This window comes from Pseudonocardia sp. EC080619-01 (assembly GCF_001420995.1).
Lineage (GTDB): Bacteria > Actinomycetota > Actinomycetes > Mycobacteriales > Pseudonocardiaceae > Pseudonocardia.
In genome coordinates this window covers 4,132,344-4,147,447 of record NZ_CP012184.1, presented here as the reverse complement: position 1 = coordinate 4,147,447, position 15,104 = coordinate 4,132,344, and the positions used below count along the sequence as shown (strand labels likewise).

Here is a 15,104-nt window from a genome sequence, read left to right as displayed (position 1 = left end):
ACCCGCCGGTCCTGATCACGGCGCGGCCGCGAGGCGCACCTCGCCGGCCGCGCCGTCGACCGTCACCGTCGCCCCGGTGCCGATCCGCTCCGTCGCACCGGCCACGCCGACGACGGCCGGGATCCCGTACTCCCTGGCGACGACGGCACCGTGCGAGTTCGAGCCGCCCATCTCCATCACGAGCCCGCCCGCGGTGAGGAACAGCGGCGTCCAGCCGGGATCCGTCGACGGGCAGACGAGGATCTCGCCGGGTTCCAGGTGCGCGCCGACCGGGTCGAGCACGACCCGCGCGGGCCCGGTCGCGATCCCCGCCGAGGCCGCCGACCCGAGCAGCGCGCCCGGGGCACCGGTGCCGGCGGCGGCGAGCGCCTCGGGCTCGGTGCCGTCGGAGAGCAGGACCCGCGGGACGTGCCGTCGCGCCCGCTCCCGTTCCCGTCCGGCCCGGCGGGTCGCGACCAGCGAGCGGAGGTCACCGGGCACGACGGCACCGTCGCCGTCTCTGTCGCCGTCCAGGACCGAGCGGATCTCGGCGAGCTGCAGGTCGAACACGTCGTCCGGTCCGTCCAGCAGGTCGCGCGCCGTCAGCTCGGCGCCGGCGGCGGCGAGATCGGCCCGGGCGACGGCGAGCATCCGCACCAGCAGGTCCTTGTGCTCCTCGCGCAGACCGGCCAGGCGCCGCGTCCGTCCGAGCGCGAACCGCACGGCGAGGGCCCGGACCGCGGACCGCTGCCGCACCCGGGCGACGACGTCGTCGACGGCGGTCTCGGCGGCACGGGCCCCGCGGGCGAAGCGGACGTCCGGGGCGGCGTCCGGATCGTCGGTGCGCAGGTAGTTGGCGAGCACCCCGAGCAGGTACGACGGGTCGTCGGACCAGCGGGGCGCCCCCAGGTCGATCTCGGCGACGGCCCGGTGCCCGTGCTCGGCGAGGAAGCCGTCCAGCTCGGCGGTCAGCAGCGGCGGCAGCGCCCGCCGCCGGTGCCGGTCGGCGAGCTCCGCGGGCCCGGTGCCGAGCAGCAGGGCGACCGACGCCGGCTCGGTCCGCACCCGCGTCGCGACCGCCCACAGCTCCAGGTCCATCGCGGTCGTGCAGTTGTGCGGCAACGAGCGCAGCACCTCGTGGACGGCGGCGGGGTCCAGGTCCGGCCCGGCCAGGACCCGTGCCGCGCCGAGTGCGACGAACCCGGCGCCGGCGACCGGCACCACTGTCGGGAGCACCGCGAACACCTCGCCCAGCGTGCGGACGACGTGGTCCAGCCGCTCCCGCCCGTCCGCACCCGGCCGGCACGCCGGGTGGGCGCGGATCCGGCGCCCGGCGCGGCCGACGTGCCGCAGCCCCGCCGCAGGGCTGACCAGCGCGCCCGCGACCCGGAACGGCACCCGGAGGTGGAGCAGGGTCCGCGTCAGCCGGACGAGGAACGGCCGCCACGACCGCGTGCGCACCGACAGTTCCGGCCGGTCGGACAGTCCGCGCAGGACGACCGCGGAACGGGCCTCCATGACGTCCAGCACGGCCGGGAGGATCCGCCGCCCGGGCGCGCTGCGCAGCGCGGGCGTGATGTCGACGAACAGCCGTCCGCCGGCCTCGCCGAGCGCGGGCGGTCCCGCGGCCGGGTCGGCGACCGGGACCCCGAAGAGCCCCTCGGACGCCCGGGAACCGATCACCCGGAACGCCGAGATCCCGCCCGCCGTCAGCGGGCCGGTCAGCCCCTGCGCGAGGCTCACGCAGACGTGCACCCGGAGACCCGGGCCGGCCGGCGGGGGCAGCGGGTGGAGCGTCGTGATCGGGCGGGACTGGGTGGTCCACAGCGTGCCGCGGTCGTCGAGCGCCCACTCGATGTCCTGCGGGGCGCCGAAGTGCGTCTCGATCCGCCTGCCGAGCGCCACGAGCTCCGCGATCGACGCCGGGGCCAGGCAGTGCTCCGGGTCCGCACCGGACGTGACCCGCGTGACGCCGCCCCCGGCGACCGCCCGCACCGCCACCGTCTTGTCCCCCGGCCGGTATCCGGAGACCGTCCCGTCGCCCTCGACGACGACGTGGTCCGGGTTCACCGCCCCGGAGACGACGGCCTCGCCGAGCCCCGGTGCCGCGTCGATCACGGTCCGGGTCCGCTGCCCACCGACCGGGTCCGCGGTGAACAGCACGCCCGCCACCGCGGCGTCGACCATCCGCTGGACGACGACGGCCAGCGCGACGCCGTCGTCCCCGATCCCGTTGCGTGCGCGGTACTCCACCGCCCGGTCGGTCCAGAGCGAGGCCCAGCACCGCCGGACCGCGTCCAGCAGGGCGGCTTCGCCGACGACGTTGAGGTAGGTGTCCTGCTGCCCCGCGAAGCTCGCGGTGGGCAGGTCCTCGGCGGTGGCCGAGGACCGGACGGCGACCGGGACGTCCGGGCCCAGCGCCCGGTAGGCGGTGAGCACGGCACCGGCGACGTCGTCGGGCACCGGGGCGGCGAGCAGCGCCTCACGGGCCGCGCGGGGGTCGGCGGCGAGGCCGGGCCGCGCCTGCGCCGCGACCCGGCGGTAGGCGTCGGTGCGGATGCAGAACCCCTCCGGGACGCGGAAGCCGCCGCGGAGGAGCTCGCCGAGGTTCGCCGCCTTCCCGCCGACGTCGGCGTGCTCACTCCGGCCGATCCGGTCCAGGTCGACGACGACCGCGGCGGCGATGTCCATGCACCACGTTACTGCGGATGCGCCTCCCGGACCCACGACGTGGGGAGGCGCAGGCTAGAGCTCGTCGTGCCGGGGAGGGTTCACGACGAACCCGCTCACCCCCGTGACGATCACATCGGGCTGGTCGTCCTGCACCTGCCACGTCTGGACGACGTAGTCGGCCTGGGCGTTGGTCCCCCCGCACAGGAGGTCGAGTTCCTCACCGGTCCTGGTGTCCCGCAGGAACGCGTTGAACAGCAGCTCCGTCCGCGGAGGGAACCGCACGTACAGCGTGCGCCCGTCGGGCGCGATCCGGTAGATGATCGACGACTCGCCGGGCGGGTCTGCCGCCTGGCCCGGTGCCGGGTCGGCCCCGACGGTCTCGTTGCACGTCGGCACCGTCGCGTGTGCAGGTGCAGGTGGGACGAGGACGAGTGACGCGGTGGCCGCGACGGCGACCCCGGCGAGCGCCAGTACCCGCTGGATCCTGTTCATTCTCTTCTCCTCCGTGTTCAGAGTTCCCGGACCGCGAACGGACCGACGTCGCGCACCACGAGATCGGGCTGGTCCGCGCGCACCCGCCAGACGACGAAGGCCGCGGAGTCGAGCAGGTTCGTCGCGACGCAACGACGGGTCCTGAGCGCCCCGGTCCGCCGGTCCTGGTAGATCGCGGAGACCGTCACCTCGGACCGGGACGGGACCCGGACCTCGAACGACCGCCCGTCCGGCGCGATCCCGTAGGGGAGATCCGGCCCCGGTGGCCAGGGCTGCTCGTTGCCGACGGAGTCGGCGTACGGCAGGCATTCCCCACCCGACGCGTAGGCCGGCGCCGGGTACGCGAGACCGACCACCGTCGACAGCACGACGGCTGCCAGGGCACCGACGACCCCGCACCCGCGGGACGACCTGCGGGGTGGGGACAGGGTCGGGCCGCTCACCGGGCCGCGAGGACGAGCTCGATCTGCTGCGGAGCCGCATAGACCTGGCTGCTGCTGTCGTCGGACCAGTAGCCGCCGTCGACGCTGATCTCCGCCTTCACGACGTAGTCACCCGCGTAGTAGACAGGCAGTGTGACAGGGGGACCGATCACCGATGTACCGGACGTGGAGAAGGTGACGGTCTTCCCGTTGCCGACCGTGTTCCCGTCGCGCATCAGAATGATGGATGCCGTGATCGTCGCGGGATACTTGTTGTAGTACCACGCGCCACCCCAGTAGTACTCGAGACTGGAGACGTCGGGGACGACCGTGATCTCCCCCATTTTCCGGTCAGGGTTCGGAGAACTCGGCCGGTAGGTCGCACAGATCTCCGTCTGTCCCCACTGCCAGTGGTCCTGTGAGTACGTCTCCGACTGTTGACAGTGCTCGTCCGCGGCGTAGGAGGAAGGTGCCACGGCGACGGCGACCGCCCCGCTGGTGGCGAGGCACAGCACAGAGAGCAGCAGAGAACGAATTCTCATATCTCGACCTTCTTCGCAGAAACGGGCCGGAGCCCGAAAAGGTGGCGCGGGATCGCACGGCATCACGCCCCGGCGAGGAATTCCGGGGGTCCGTGCAGATAGAACGCTAGCCGGTCACTCGTCCGGTCGACAAGACGCCGATGCGGAACCAGGTCGGCGAGTTCGGGACGTCGACGCACCTCCGGCCCGCCGTCATTCCGACCGATGGAAAGGTGACCACCTGAGCAGCCGACGATTCATGGACTCCGGTGCTCATCATCCGATCGACCTCGTCCCGCGCGGGAACCGGACGAGGCCACCCCGATCCGCGAAGCGCACCGGTCGGCGGCACGCCCCCGGCAGGGCTAGGTTGATTCGCATGGCTATCGGAACGCGCAGGCTGGGCGACCTCACCGTGTCGGCGCAGGGGCTCGGCTGCATGGGCATGTCGCAGAGCTACGGCGCCGGGGACGAGTCGGAGTCGATCGCGACGATCCACCGCGCCCTCGATCTCGGGGTCACGCTGCTGGACACCGCGAACGTCTACGGCGACGGCGCCAACGAGGAGCTCGTCGGCCGGGCTATCGCCGACCGGCGGGACCGGGTGGTGCTGGCGACGAAGTTCGGGATCGTCCGCGACGCCGACGGCAACCAGGCCGCGAACGGCGACCCCGCGTACGTCCGGCGGTGCGTCGAGGAGTCCCTGCGCCGCCTGGGCGTCGACCACATCGACCTCTACTACCAGCACCGGGTCGACCCGGACACGCCGATCGAGGAGACCGTCGGGGCACTGAAGGAGCTCGTCGACGCCGGCACGATCCGGCACTACGGCCTCTCCGAGTGCGGCGCCGACACCGTGCGCCGCGCGCACGCCGTGCACCCGCCGGCGGCCGTGCAGTCGGAGTGGTCGCTGTGGACCCGCGGCATCGAGGAGTCCGTCGCGCCCGCCTGTGCCGAGCTGGGCATCGGCGTCGTGCCGTTCTCCCCGCTCGGCCGCGGCTTCCTCACCGGCGCGATCACCTCCACCGGGCAGTTCGGCGAGAACGACATGCGCCGCGGCCTGCCCCGCTTCTCCGAGGACAACCTCGCGGCCAACCTCGCGATCGTCGAGGCGCTGCGGACCATCGCGGAGCGCCGCGGCGTGACCCCCGGCCAGCTCGCGCTGGCGTGGGTGCAGGGCCGGGGCGAGCACGTCGTGCCGATCCCCGGCACGAAGCGGCGGACCTACCTGGAGCAGAACGTCGCGGCCGCGGAGCTGGAGCTGACCGCCGACGAGCTCGCCGGGATCGAGGCCGCCGCGCCTGCGTCCGCGGTCGCCGGTGAGCGCTACCCGGAGCACCTGCAGCGCAACGTCGGCCGCTGACCGTTCACGACGCCTCGACGATCTCCAGGCCGTTGCCGTCCCGGTCACGGAACACGAACATCGGCGGCACTCCCGGCCAGGTGAGCAGCTCGTCGACGTCCACGCCCTCCCCCGTGAACCGGGCGTGCAGCGCGGCCGCGTCGGGGGTCGTGAACCGGATGCCGATCTCCCGCCCCGCCGGGTCGTTCCCGTCGGCGCGCACCAGGGCGACGGTGACCGGCGAGCCCGCCGGCGCCAGCTCGATCCAGCGGGACCCGAGCTCGTCGATGTGCACGTCGGCGCGTACCTCGAAGCCGAGGACGTCCCGGTAGAACGCGGTCGCCGCGTCCTGGTCGGTCACCGGGACACCGATGGTGTGGATCCCGGTGACGGTGGCACGTGGATCGGTCATGGCCGCACTCCCTGCGTTCGGAACGGATGCGTCACCGTGACGACCGCCCGGGACGGCGGAACTCAGCGGCGGGCGGCGGCGAGCAGGTCGCCGAGCTCGTCCAGCGCGGCTCCCGCGACGCGGGCCATCGACGCGACCCGGTCCGGGCCCTGGTGGTCGGCGGCGAACGGCAGGTACTGGACGTGCGCCTGCACCCGTGCCCACGCCTCCTCGACGGCGATCATCGCCGGCGGGTCCGCCGCCCCGAGCGCGTCGTGCAGGGTCTCCCGGTACGACGCCGGGACGGGTGCGCCCGGCGCGTCCGCCGGGCCGTCCGGAGGGGGCGCGGCCAGGACCACGACGTCCAGTGACCCGGGTGCGACGCGGGCGTTCCCCCAGTCCAGCAGCACCGGCCCGTCGGGTCCGATGTGGATGTTCCCGCGGTGCGCGTCGCCGTGGCACAGCGTGCGGGGCAGCGCGGCGAGCGCGGTGGCGACCCGGTCGTCGGCCGCCCACGAGCGCACGGCGGCGTCGGCCTCGGCGTAGGCGGCACCGTCCGTCCCGGCGCGGGCCGCGGCCGCCTGCAGCCCCACCGAGGCGAGCCCGCACAGCCGTCCCCACCACGTCCGGTCGACCACCGGCACACCGCGCGGGCGGTTCCGCCGCCAGTGCGCGTGCACCAGCGCGAGCGAGCGCCAGGCGTCGTCGGGGACCGGGGTCCCGGCCGGGAGCGGAGCACCGGGCTCGTGCGCGAGGACCAGCCAGCCGTCGCCGTGGGCGAGCATCCGCGGCACCCGCACCGGGCCGTTCACGACCGCGGCCGCGCGCAGGGCGGCCACCTCGTCCGGGCCGGCCGCCTTGAGGACGACCGACGAGCCGTCGTCGAGATCCACACGCTCGACGGCCGCGGAGCCGTACCCACCGGCCAGCGGCTCCCGGGCGGTGATCCGCGGCTCGCGGCGCAGCCGCTTCGCGAGCGGGCGCAGCCAGACGTCGTCGGGAGGGGCCGTCACCGGCGGAGCACGAACAGCACGAGCAGGGCCACGCCGGCGCCGACGACGAGCGACAGCACCGACCACGGCAGCGGCCTGCGCTGGTAGGTCCGGCCGGCGTCGAGCGCGATGCGGCCCGCCCCGCAGAACAGCAGCGCCGCGGCACCGCCGCCGAGCAGCAGGTGCACCTCGAGCGAGTTCGGGCCGTCCGCGGCGAACAGCGGCACCGTCGGCCCGGCGGGACCGATCGCCAGCACGACCGCGACCGCCTTCATGGCGAGCAGCCCCGCCGCCGCGAACGGGGTCAGCAGCCCGATCACCAGCAGCACGCCGAGCACGAGCTGCCCGACCCCGAGCACCCAGGCCAGCGGCGAGGAGAACGCGACGAACCCGAGCTCGGCGAGCGCGGCGTCGGTGCCGGTGGGCCCGAGCCCGCCGAGCACGCCGAACACCTTCTGCGCGCCGTGCGCGGCGAAGATCCCGCCGACGACGACCCGCAGGATCAGCAGCCCGATGTCCGACGAGACGTGCGCGGGCACAGGCATCCGCTCCGGACGCGTCCGCTCGGGCGGTTCGTCGCCGGAGATGCTGCCCCAGTCGTACTGCTGCGTGGGCCCGCTCATGCCGGAAGCCTACCGGCGCTGCCCTCGCTCACCTGCGGGTTTCCCCCGGCGAGTCCCCTAGTAGGCCCCGGTGACGAGGTTCGGGGGCTCCTCGCCGCGGACGAACGCGGCGAGCTGCTCGGCCGCGACCCGGTAGGCCCGCTGCATCGCCAGCGGGACGCTGCCCCCGACGTGCGGGGTGAGCAGCAGCCCGGGGGCCGAGAACAGCGGGTGGCCCTCGGGCAGCGGCTCCGGGTCGGTGACGTCGACGGCCGCGCGCAACCGCCCGGACCGCAGCTCGGCGAGCAGCGCGTCGGTGTCGCACACCGGTCCACGGGCCCCGTTGACGAGCAGCGCACCGTCGGGCATGGCGGCCAGGAACTCGGCGTCGACCATGCCGCGGGTCTCGTCGGTGAGCGGGACGATCAGCACCGTCGCGTCGTGCTCGGGCAGCAGCCGGGGCAGCTCGTCCCAGCCGTGCACGCCGTCGCGGGCGGTGCGGCCGACCATGGTGATCTCGACGTCGAACGGCTCCAGCCGGGCCTTCGTCCGCTCGCCGACGTCACCCGCGCCGACGACGAGGATCCGCTTGCCCGCCAGCTCGTCGGTCCGGTGGTAGTCCCACACCCCGCGGTCCTGGGCACGGACGAACCGGTCGAGGTGCCGGTAGACCGCCAGCAGCACCGACACCACCCACTCGGCGGTGGCCCCGCCGTGCGCGCCGCGGCCGTCGGACAGGGCGACCCCCTCGGGCAGCCTGCCGATCCAGGCCTCGGCACCGGCGGTCAGCAGCTGGACGATCTCGAGCCGTGGCAGCTTCTCGGTGATCGCGACCGCGTCCGTGCCGGACAGGAACGGCGGGACGAGCGCCCGGGCCGACGCGGCCTCGGCGGGAAGCGGCGCGGCCGGGTCGTAGCGGACCGGCTCCAGGCCCTCCACCTCGGACAGGATCTCGATGCCCTCGTCGTCGGACACGAGGACGGTCACGGGGTGCTGCGTCATGATCGGAACGGTACTCACCCGGCGCTCACCTCGTGCCCCCTAGCGTGGCCGTCGTGACCGGCCGTCTCCCGCTGCTCGTCGCGGCACTGCTCGCGTCGCTCGTGCTCGTGTCCGGGTGCGCGACGTTCCCCGACCAGGGCGCGCGGGACTGGCGGCCGAAGGCCGAGGGCGAGGGCGAGCTCGGCGGGCCGCCCGCCCTCGCGCCGACCGAGGAACCCGCGCCCCCGCCCCCGGCACCCGAGCAGCAGCCGGGCGGGCAGCAGGCGCAGCCCGGCCCGTGCGAGGACCCCGACCCGCAGGTCGTCGCGGCCTGCCTCGGGCCGGTGGGCGCGATCGCGGTGCTGCCGCCCGGCGACCAGGCACTCGTCGCGGAGCGGCGCACCGGACGGGTCCTGCAGGTGAAGCGGGGCGAGGACCCCGTCACGGTCGCGACCGTCCCGGTGGACCCGGCGACCGGCGTCACCGGTCTGGTGCTGTCCCCCGGCTACGCCGAGGACCGGCTGCTGTACGCGCTGGCCGGCGGCGAGGTGCTGCGCATCGCGCCCGGCGAGTCGCCGAAGCCGGTGCTGGGCGGGCTGCCGCCGGGTGGCGCGCTGGCCGCCGACCCCGACGGATCCTCGCTGCTGGTCGCGACCGGCGCCGGTGGGGGCCCGCTGGCCGGGGCGGTGCTGCGGATCGACACGCTGGGCCGGCCGGCCTCCGGGAACCCGGACCCGGCGTCGCCGGTGCTGGCCCGGGGACTCGCGGACCCGGGCGGCGTGTGCGTCGACCCGGCCGCCCGGACGACCTGGGTGACCGACCGGGCTCCCGGGCGCGACGTCCTGTACAGGGTCGCGCCCGGGCAGCTGGGAGCACCCGCGTGGACGTGGCCGGACCGGCCGGGGGTCGCCGGGTGCACCGTGCTGCCCGGGACCCTGGCCGTCGCCCAGCGCGGCGGGAAGGCGTTGTACGTCCTGACCCCGGGCCGGGACGGGGCCTTCACCGGCGACCCGAAGCCGGTGCTGCAGGACACCTACGGCTCGATCGGTCCCGTCACGGTCGCCCCGGACGGGCTGCTGTGGCTGGGCACGGTGAACCGCGACGGGGCCGCACCGGGCGCCACCGACGACCGGGTGGTGCGCATCCAGCCGCCGACGGGCGGCGGCGAGAGCGCCATCTGACCCGTGAGTGGTTAAGAGGGTCCTGGCCACGGTAACCACTCACGAGCGCGGAGCGCCCACAAGTGGCGAGGTTGTCCACAGCCCCGCGAACGCCCCGTGCGGTGGCCCTCCGCGGCGCGAAGGTCGTCCCATGCGGAGAACGAGGCGACACGTGCCGGCGCCGATCGTCCAGGACCGGCGGATGAACGAGTGGTTCGACCTGCTGGACCAGCAGGCCGGCATGGTGAGCATCGCGCAGCTGAGGACGTTCGGGGTCGGGGACGCCGAGATCCTCGCCCAGGTCGACGGCGGGCGCTGGTCCGGGTTCGTCCGGTCCGTCTACGCGACCTTCACCGGGCCGCCGCCACGCCCGTCGATGATCGCGGGAGCGCTGCTGTACGGCGGACCGGCGGCGGCGCTCAGCCATCGCACGGCGGCCGAGGAGTGGGGTCTCGTTCCCGTCGGGCCGCCACCCGTGCACCTGACCGTGCCCTACCGGTCGTCCGCGATCAGCCAGCACGGCCGGATCGTGGTCCACCGTTCCCGGGCCCACCGGCACATCGTGACGCGTACGGTCCCGCCACGGACCTCGATGGCCGACACCGCCATCGATCTCGCCGTCGAGTGCGACGACGCGATCACCGCCCGGACCACGCTGGTCGGGCTCCTCACCGGTGGGAGGGTCCGGCCGCTCGAGGTCGAGCTGCGGCTCACCGAGCGACCGCCACGCCGGTACCGGCGGGCCCTGCTCGGCGCGGTGTCGATGGTGCGCCACGGCGTGCACTCGGCACTCGAGGAGGCGTACCTGGTCCGGGTGGAACAGGCACACGGCCTCCCGGCCGGCCGTCGGCAGACACCGCTGTCGGTGGACGGCCAGACCCTCTGGGAGGACGTCACCTACGACGAGGCGGGCTACACCCTGACCGTCCGCCTCGACGGCCGGACCCATCTGCGTGGCGGCGTCGCCTTCCGCGACCGGCACCGGGACAACGCCGCCGAGCTCCTCGGCCGCTCCCGCCTGGTGTTCGGATGGCGGGAGGTGGACGGCGACCCGTGCGGGGTCGCGCGGGAGGTCGGGCTGGTGCTTCGGCGGTTGGGGTGGGACGGGCGGCAGGGGCCACAGACCGGCTGCGCGGTCTGTGGCTCGTGAGTGGTTATCGCGGTCCTGACCGCGATAACCACTCACGAGCACTACGTGCCCACCCGCTCCACGACCAGCTCGCGGACGCGCTTGGCGTCGGCCTGGCCCTTGGTCGCCTTCATGACCGCACCGACGATCGCGCCGGCCGCCTGCACCTTCCCGCCGCGGATCTTCTCCACGACGTCGGGCTGCTCCGCCAGGGCCGCGTCGACGGCGGCGATCAGCTCGCCCTCGTCGGAGACGACCTTCAGGCCACGGGCGGCCACGACCTCGTCCGGGGAGCCCTCGCCGTCGAGCACGCCGTCGACGACCTGGCGGGCGAGCTTGTTCGTCAGCTCCCCCGTCGCGACGAGCTCGATCACCCGGGCGACCTGCTCGGGGGTGATCGCGAGGTCGGCGAGCTCCACCGAGCGGGTGTTGGCCTGCTGGGCGAGGTAGGCGACCCACCAGGAGCGGGCCTCCTGCGACGAGGCCCCCGCGGCGACGGTCGCCTCGACCAGGTCCAGCGCACCGGCGTTGACCAGGTCGCGGATCTCCTCGTCGGAGACGCCCCACTCGTCCTGGATCCGGCGGCGCCGCTCCCACGGCAGCTCCGGCAGGGTGCCGCGGAGCTCCTCGACCCACTCGGCGGACGGCGCGATCGGGACCAGGTCGGGCTCCGGGAAGTACCGGTAGTCCTCCGAGGTCTCCTTGCGCCGCCCGGCGCGGGTGTGCCCGGTGGCCTCGTCGAAGTGCCGGGTCTCCTGGACGATCTCGCCACCCGCGTCGAGCACCCCGGCCTGCCGGCTCATCTCGTGCCGGACCGCGCGCTCGACCGACCGCAGCGAGTTCACGTTCTTCGTCTCGGTGCGGGTCCCCAGCGCGCCACCCTTCGGCGACAGCGACAGGTTCACGTCGGCGCGCATCGAGCCCTGGTCCATCCGGACGTCCGAGACGCCGAGGGACTTGACCAGGTCACGCAGCGCGGTGACGTACGCGCGGGCGACCTCCGGGGCGCGGGCGCCGGTGTCCGGGACCATCTTCGTGACGATCTCGATCAGCGGGACGCCGGCCCGGTTGTAGTCGAGCAGCGAGTGGTCGGCGCCGTGGATCCGGCCGTCCGAGCCGCCCACGTGCAGCGACTTGCCGGTGTCCTCCTCCATGTGCGCGCGCTCGATGCCGATCCGGACGACCTCGCCGTCGTCGAGGGTCAGGTCCAGGAACCCGTCGACGGCGATCGGCTCGTCGTACTGGCTGGTCTGGAAGTTCTTCGGCATGTCCGGGTAGAAGTAGTTCTTCCGGGCGAACCGGCCCCAGGGGGCGATCGAGCAGTTCAGCGCCAGGCCGATCCGGATCGCCGACTCCACCGCGGCCCGGTTGACGACCGGCAGCGCGCCGGGCAGGCCCAGGCAGACCGGGCAGACCTGGGTGTTCGGCTCGGCACCGAACTCCGTCGGGCAGCCGCAGAACATCTTGGTGTTCGTGGACAGCTCCACGTGCACCTCGATGCCCAGCACCGGGTCGAAGCGCGCGACGACGTCGTCGTACTCCACCAGCTCGGGTTCGGTCGTGGTCACGGGGACACCTCCGGAACGCGCGCGATCAGGGGACCGCCGTCGTCGGCGTCGCGGGCGGCCTCGAAGGCGGCCCCGACGCGGTACATCACGGCCTCGCCGAGCGCGGGCGCCATGACCTGGAGCCCGGTCGGGAGACCCTCGGACAGCCCGGACGGCACCGACATCCCGGCCACGCCTGCCAGGTTCGTCGGGATCGTGGCCAGGTCGTTGAGGTACATGGCCAGCGGGTCGTCGACCTTGTCCCCGATCGGGAACGGCACGGTCGGTGTGGTCGGCGAGACCAGCACGTCGGCCTGCTCGAACGCGGCCGCGAAGTCCCGGCTGATCAGCGTGCGGACCTTCTGCGCCTGGCCGTAGTAGGCGTCGTAGTAGCCCGACGACAGCGCGTAGGTACCGAGCATGATCCGGCGCTTGACCTCGGGGCCGAAGCCCTGCTCGCGGGTGTTCGCCATGACCTCCTCGGCGCTGCGGCCCTCGGCCGCACGCAGGCCGTAGCGCATCGCGTCGAACCGGGCCAGGTTCGACGACACCTCGCTCGGCAGGATCAGGTAGTAGGCGGCCATCCCGTACTCGAAGTGCGGGCAGGACACCTCGACCAGCTCGGCTCCGAGCTTCTCGAGCCTGCGCAGCGACGCGTCGTACGCGGCCCGGACGCCGGGCTGGTAGCCCTCACCGCCCAGCTCGCGGACGACGCCGACCTTCAGCCCGGACAGGTCGCCGGTCGCGCCCTGGCGGGCGGCCGCGACGACGTCGGGCACCGGCCGGTCGATCGACGTCGAGTCGCGCGGGTCGTGCCCGCCGATCACCTCGTGCAGCAGCGCCGCGTCGAGCACCGTGCGGGCGCACGGCCCGCCCTGGTCCAGCGACGACGCGCAGGCCACCAGGCCGTAGCGCGAGACCTGGCCGTAGGTGGGCTTGACGCCGACGGTGCCGGTGAAGGCGGCCGGCTGGCGGATCGAGCCGCCGGTGTCGGTGCCGATCGCCAGCGGTGCCTCGTACGCGGCCAGCGCGGCCGCGGACCCGCCGCCGGACCCGCCCGGGACCCGCGAGGTGTCCCACGGGTTGCGGGTGACGCCGTACGCGGAGTGCTCGGTGGAGGAGCCCATCGCGAACTCGTCCATGTTCGTCTTGCCCAGGATCGTGATCCCGGCGGCGCGCAGCCGCTCGGTGACCGTCGCGTCGTACGGCGGCTGCCAGCCCTCGAGGATCTTCGAGCCGCACGTCGTCGGCATGTCCGAGGTGGTGAAGACGTCCTTGAGCGCCAGCGGCACGCCGGCCAGCGGCGACACCGGGACGGCCCCGTCGGCCAGCGCGGCGTCGACCCGGCCGGCGGAGGCCAGCGCGGACTCGGCACCGACGTGCAGGAACGCGTGCACCCCGTCGTCGACGGCGGCGATCCGGTCGAGGTGGGCCTGTGCGGCCTCGACCGCGGAGACCTCGCGGGAGTGGATCTTCCCCGCGAGCTCGGCGGCCGTCATGCGGACGAGATCGCTCACTGCTCCTCCCCCAGGATCCGCGGCACCCGGAAACGGCCCTGCTCGGCGGCCGGCGCACCGGCCAGCGCCTGGGACTGCTCCAGGCTCGGACGGCGCTCGTCGGGCCGGAACACGTTCTCCAGCGGGACGGCGTGCGAGGTCGGCGGGATGTCGTCGGCGGCGACCTCCCCGACCCGGGCCACCGACCCGATGATCACGTCGAGCTGGCCCGCGAAGACGTCCAGCTCCTCCTCGGTGACGGCCAGGCGGGCCAGCCGGGCGAGGTGTGCGACCTCGTCCCGCGTGATGGCCCCGCCCGCTGCGGGGGAATCGGCGGTCATGCCCCTCCTCGGGATGGTTTTGCTCGCGGCTGCGCTGGGCGGTCCCGTCGCGGTGCGTCCCGCGCGCTCGCGGCCACCGCACCGCGACGGCGGTACGACGACGACGGGTGCTGCGGCCTACCCGGGACACCGCCCGACACGCCCCGGCGGGGACGTGTGCGCCGGTGTGCATCCAGTCTATTCCCGCCGGTCCCCCGCCCGGGCGCCCCCCGGTGGCCGCGCCCGCGCCCGCGCACCGGCGGGGAGGAGATGACCTCCGGCGGGCCCGGGTGGCAGGATCACGGTTCCCGTGCCGGACGGCCCCGTGCCGCCCGCGCGGGGGTCACCGGCATGCCCACGAGGGCGTCCGCGCCGAGGGAGAGGATCCGTCCGTGTCGTTCCTGCTCCGGGTCATCCTCCCGGACAAGCCCGGCAACCTCGGAGCCGTGGCGTCCGCGCTCGGCGGTGCGGGTGCGGACATCCTGAGCGTCGACGTCGTCGAGCGTGGCGACGGGCAGGCGATCGACGACATCGCGGTCGAGCTGTCGACCCACCGCCCGCCGGACGTGCTGATCACCGCGGCCGAGTCCGTGCCGGGGGTGACGGTGGAGTCGGTCCGCCCGCACACCGGGCAGCTGGACACACACCGCGAGCTGGAGCTGCTCGACGAGATCGCCGGGGACCCGGGGCACGGGCTCGACCTGCTCGCCGCGGAGGTCCCGCGGCTGTTCCGGGCCGGGTGGGCGCTGGTCGCGGTGAGCGAGCACGGCCGCTCCTACCGCATCGCGGAGAGCTCGGCCGCCCCCGAGACCCGCACCGGGGACCTGCCGTGGCTGCCGCTGGACCGGGCGATCGCGCTCGACGACGGCCACTGGGTGCCCGAGCCGTGGCGGGCGATGGACACCGAGCTGGCCGCGGCACCGTTCGGCACCGGGGTGCCTCCGAAGACGCTGGTGGTCGGGCGCCCGGGCGGGCCGGTGTTCCGGCCGTCGGAGCTGGCGCGGCTGGCGCACCTGGCCGGGATCGTGGCGACGGTCCTCAAGGCCTGAGACCCGCC

General features: G+C 74.6%; 15 protein-coding genes. 4 read left to right on the top strand and 11 right to left on the bottom strand.

Going from position 1 to position 15,104, the window contains the following annotated elements; translation table 11 throughout:
• Positions 1 to 15 precede the first annotated feature (15 nt).
• Genes AD017_RS19420 through AD017_RS34630 form a run of 4 tightly spaced genes read right to left on the bottom strand, consistent with a single transcriptional unit; the run spans position 16 to position 3,910 of the window.
• Positions 16 to 2,670 carry a PEP/pyruvate-binding domain-containing protein gene (locus tag AD017_RS19420; RefSeq protein WP_060575037.1) on the bottom strand — a complete coding sequence of 885 codons (2,655 nt, stop codon included), beginning with the start codon at positions 2,668 to 2,670 and terminating at the stop codon, positions 16 to 18.
• Between the two features lie 54 nt (positions 2,671 to 2,724).
• Positions 2,725 to 3,144 (bottom strand): hypothetical protein, encoded by a 420-nt coding sequence (locus AD017_RS19415; protein ID WP_060575036.1) that lies wholly within the window; start codon positions 3,142 to 3,144, stop codon positions 2,725 to 2,727.
• Positions 3,145 to 3,161: 17 nt separating this feature from the next.
• The gene (locus AD017_RS19410; protein ID WP_060575035.1) at positions 3,162 to 3,587 is read right to left on the bottom strand and encodes a hypothetical protein; all 426 of its coding nucleotides are present in this window, start codon (positions 3,585 to 3,587) and stop codon (positions 3,162 to 3,164) included.
• Entirely contained in the window at positions 3,584 to 3,910 is a 327-nt protein-coding gene (locus AD017_RS34630) for a hypothetical protein (protein ID WP_010229821.1), read from the bottom strand. Before AD017_RS34630 ends, AD017_RS19410 begins: the two co-directional genes overlap by 4 nt.
• Before the next feature lie 556 nt (positions 3,911 to 4,466).
• Here AD017_RS34630 and AD017_RS19400 point away from each other — a divergent pair.
• Positions 4,467 to 5,450 (top strand): aldo/keto reductase, encoded by a 984-nt coding sequence (locus tag AD017_RS19400; RefSeq protein ID WP_060575033.1) that lies wholly within the window; start codon positions 4,467 to 4,469, stop codon positions 5,448 to 5,450.
• Positions 5,451 to 5,454: 4 nt separating this feature from the next.
• Here the strand turns inward: AD017_RS19400 and AD017_RS19395 are convergent, their stop codons facing one another.
• From AD017_RS19395 to AD017_RS19380, 4 genes are all read right to left on the bottom strand, one after another.
• Positions 5,455 to 5,841, bottom strand: coding sequence for a VOC family protein (locus tag AD017_RS19395; RefSeq protein WP_060575032.1), 387 nt, complete (start codon positions 5,839 to 5,841; stop codon positions 5,455 to 5,457).
• Between the two features lie 62 nt (positions 5,842 to 5,903).
• A complete protein-coding gene (locus AD017_RS19390) occupies positions 5,904 to 6,833 on the bottom strand; it encodes an aminoglycoside phosphotransferase family protein (RefSeq protein ID WP_060575031.1) in 930 nt (309 codons plus the stop codon).
• Positions 6,830 to 7,435: a DoxX family protein gene (locus tag AD017_RS19385; protein ID WP_010229810.1), complete on the bottom strand. Its 606-nt coding sequence runs from the start codon at positions 7,433 to 7,435 to the stop codon at positions 6,830 to 6,832. The genes AD017_RS19390 and AD017_RS19385 overlap by 4 nt, the downstream gene beginning before the upstream one ends.
• Positions 7,436 to 7,492: 57 nt before the next feature.
• Positions 7,493 to 8,416, bottom strand: a complete 924-nt coding sequence (locus AD017_RS19380; protein WP_010229809.1) for a 2-hydroxyacid dehydrogenase — start codon at positions 8,414 to 8,416, stop codon at positions 7,493 to 7,495.
• Positions 8,417 to 8,469: 53 nt separating this feature from the next.
• Here AD017_RS19380 and AD017_RS19375 point away from each other — a divergent pair, with 53 nt between their 5' ends.
• The gene (locus tag AD017_RS19375; RefSeq protein ID WP_227012785.1) at positions 8,470 to 9,576 is read left to right on the top strand and encodes a sorbosone dehydrogenase family protein; all 1,107 of its coding nucleotides are present in this window, start codon (positions 8,470 to 8,472) and stop codon (positions 9,574 to 9,576) included.
• Between the two features lie 151 nt (positions 9,577 to 9,727).
• On the top strand, positions 9,728 to 10,705 hold the full coding sequence (locus tag AD017_RS19370) for a hypothetical protein (protein ID WP_227012784.1): 978 nt from the start codon (positions 9,728 to 9,730) through the stop codon (positions 10,703 to 10,705).
• A gap of 41 nt (positions 10,706 to 10,746) precedes the next feature.
• Here AD017_RS19370 and gatB read toward each other — a convergent pair whose 3' ends face one another.
• Genes gatB through gatC form a run of 3 tightly spaced genes read right to left on the bottom strand, consistent with a single transcriptional unit; the run spans position 10,747 to position 14,068 of the window.
• A complete protein-coding gene (gene gatB / locus AD017_RS19365; protein ID WP_060575030.1) occupies positions 10,747 to 12,252 on the bottom strand; it encodes an Asp-tRNA(Asn)/Glu-tRNA(Gln) amidotransferase subunit GatB in 1,506 nt (501 codons plus the stop codon).
• A complete protein-coding gene (gatA, locus tag AD017_RS19360) occupies positions 12,249 to 13,748 on the bottom strand; it encodes an Asp-tRNA(Asn)/Glu-tRNA(Gln) amidotransferase subunit GatA (protein ID WP_010228368.1) in 1,500 nt (499 codons plus the stop codon). Before gatA ends, gatB begins: the two co-directional genes overlap by 4 nt.
• A complete protein-coding gene (gatC, locus tag AD017_RS19355) occupies positions 13,745 to 14,068 on the bottom strand; it encodes an Asp-tRNA(Asn)/Glu-tRNA(Gln) amidotransferase subunit GatC (protein WP_010228370.1) in 324 nt (107 codons plus the stop codon). Before gatC ends, gatA begins: the two co-directional genes overlap by 4 nt.
• 371 nt (positions 14,069 to 14,439) lie before the next feature.
• Here gatC and AD017_RS19350 point away from each other — a divergent pair, with 371 nt between their 5' ends.
• Entirely contained in the window at positions 14,440 to 15,096 is a 657-nt protein-coding gene (locus AD017_RS19350; RefSeq protein WP_010228371.1) for an amino acid-binding protein, read from the top strand.
• Positions 15,097 to 15,104: the final 8 nt, after the last annotated feature.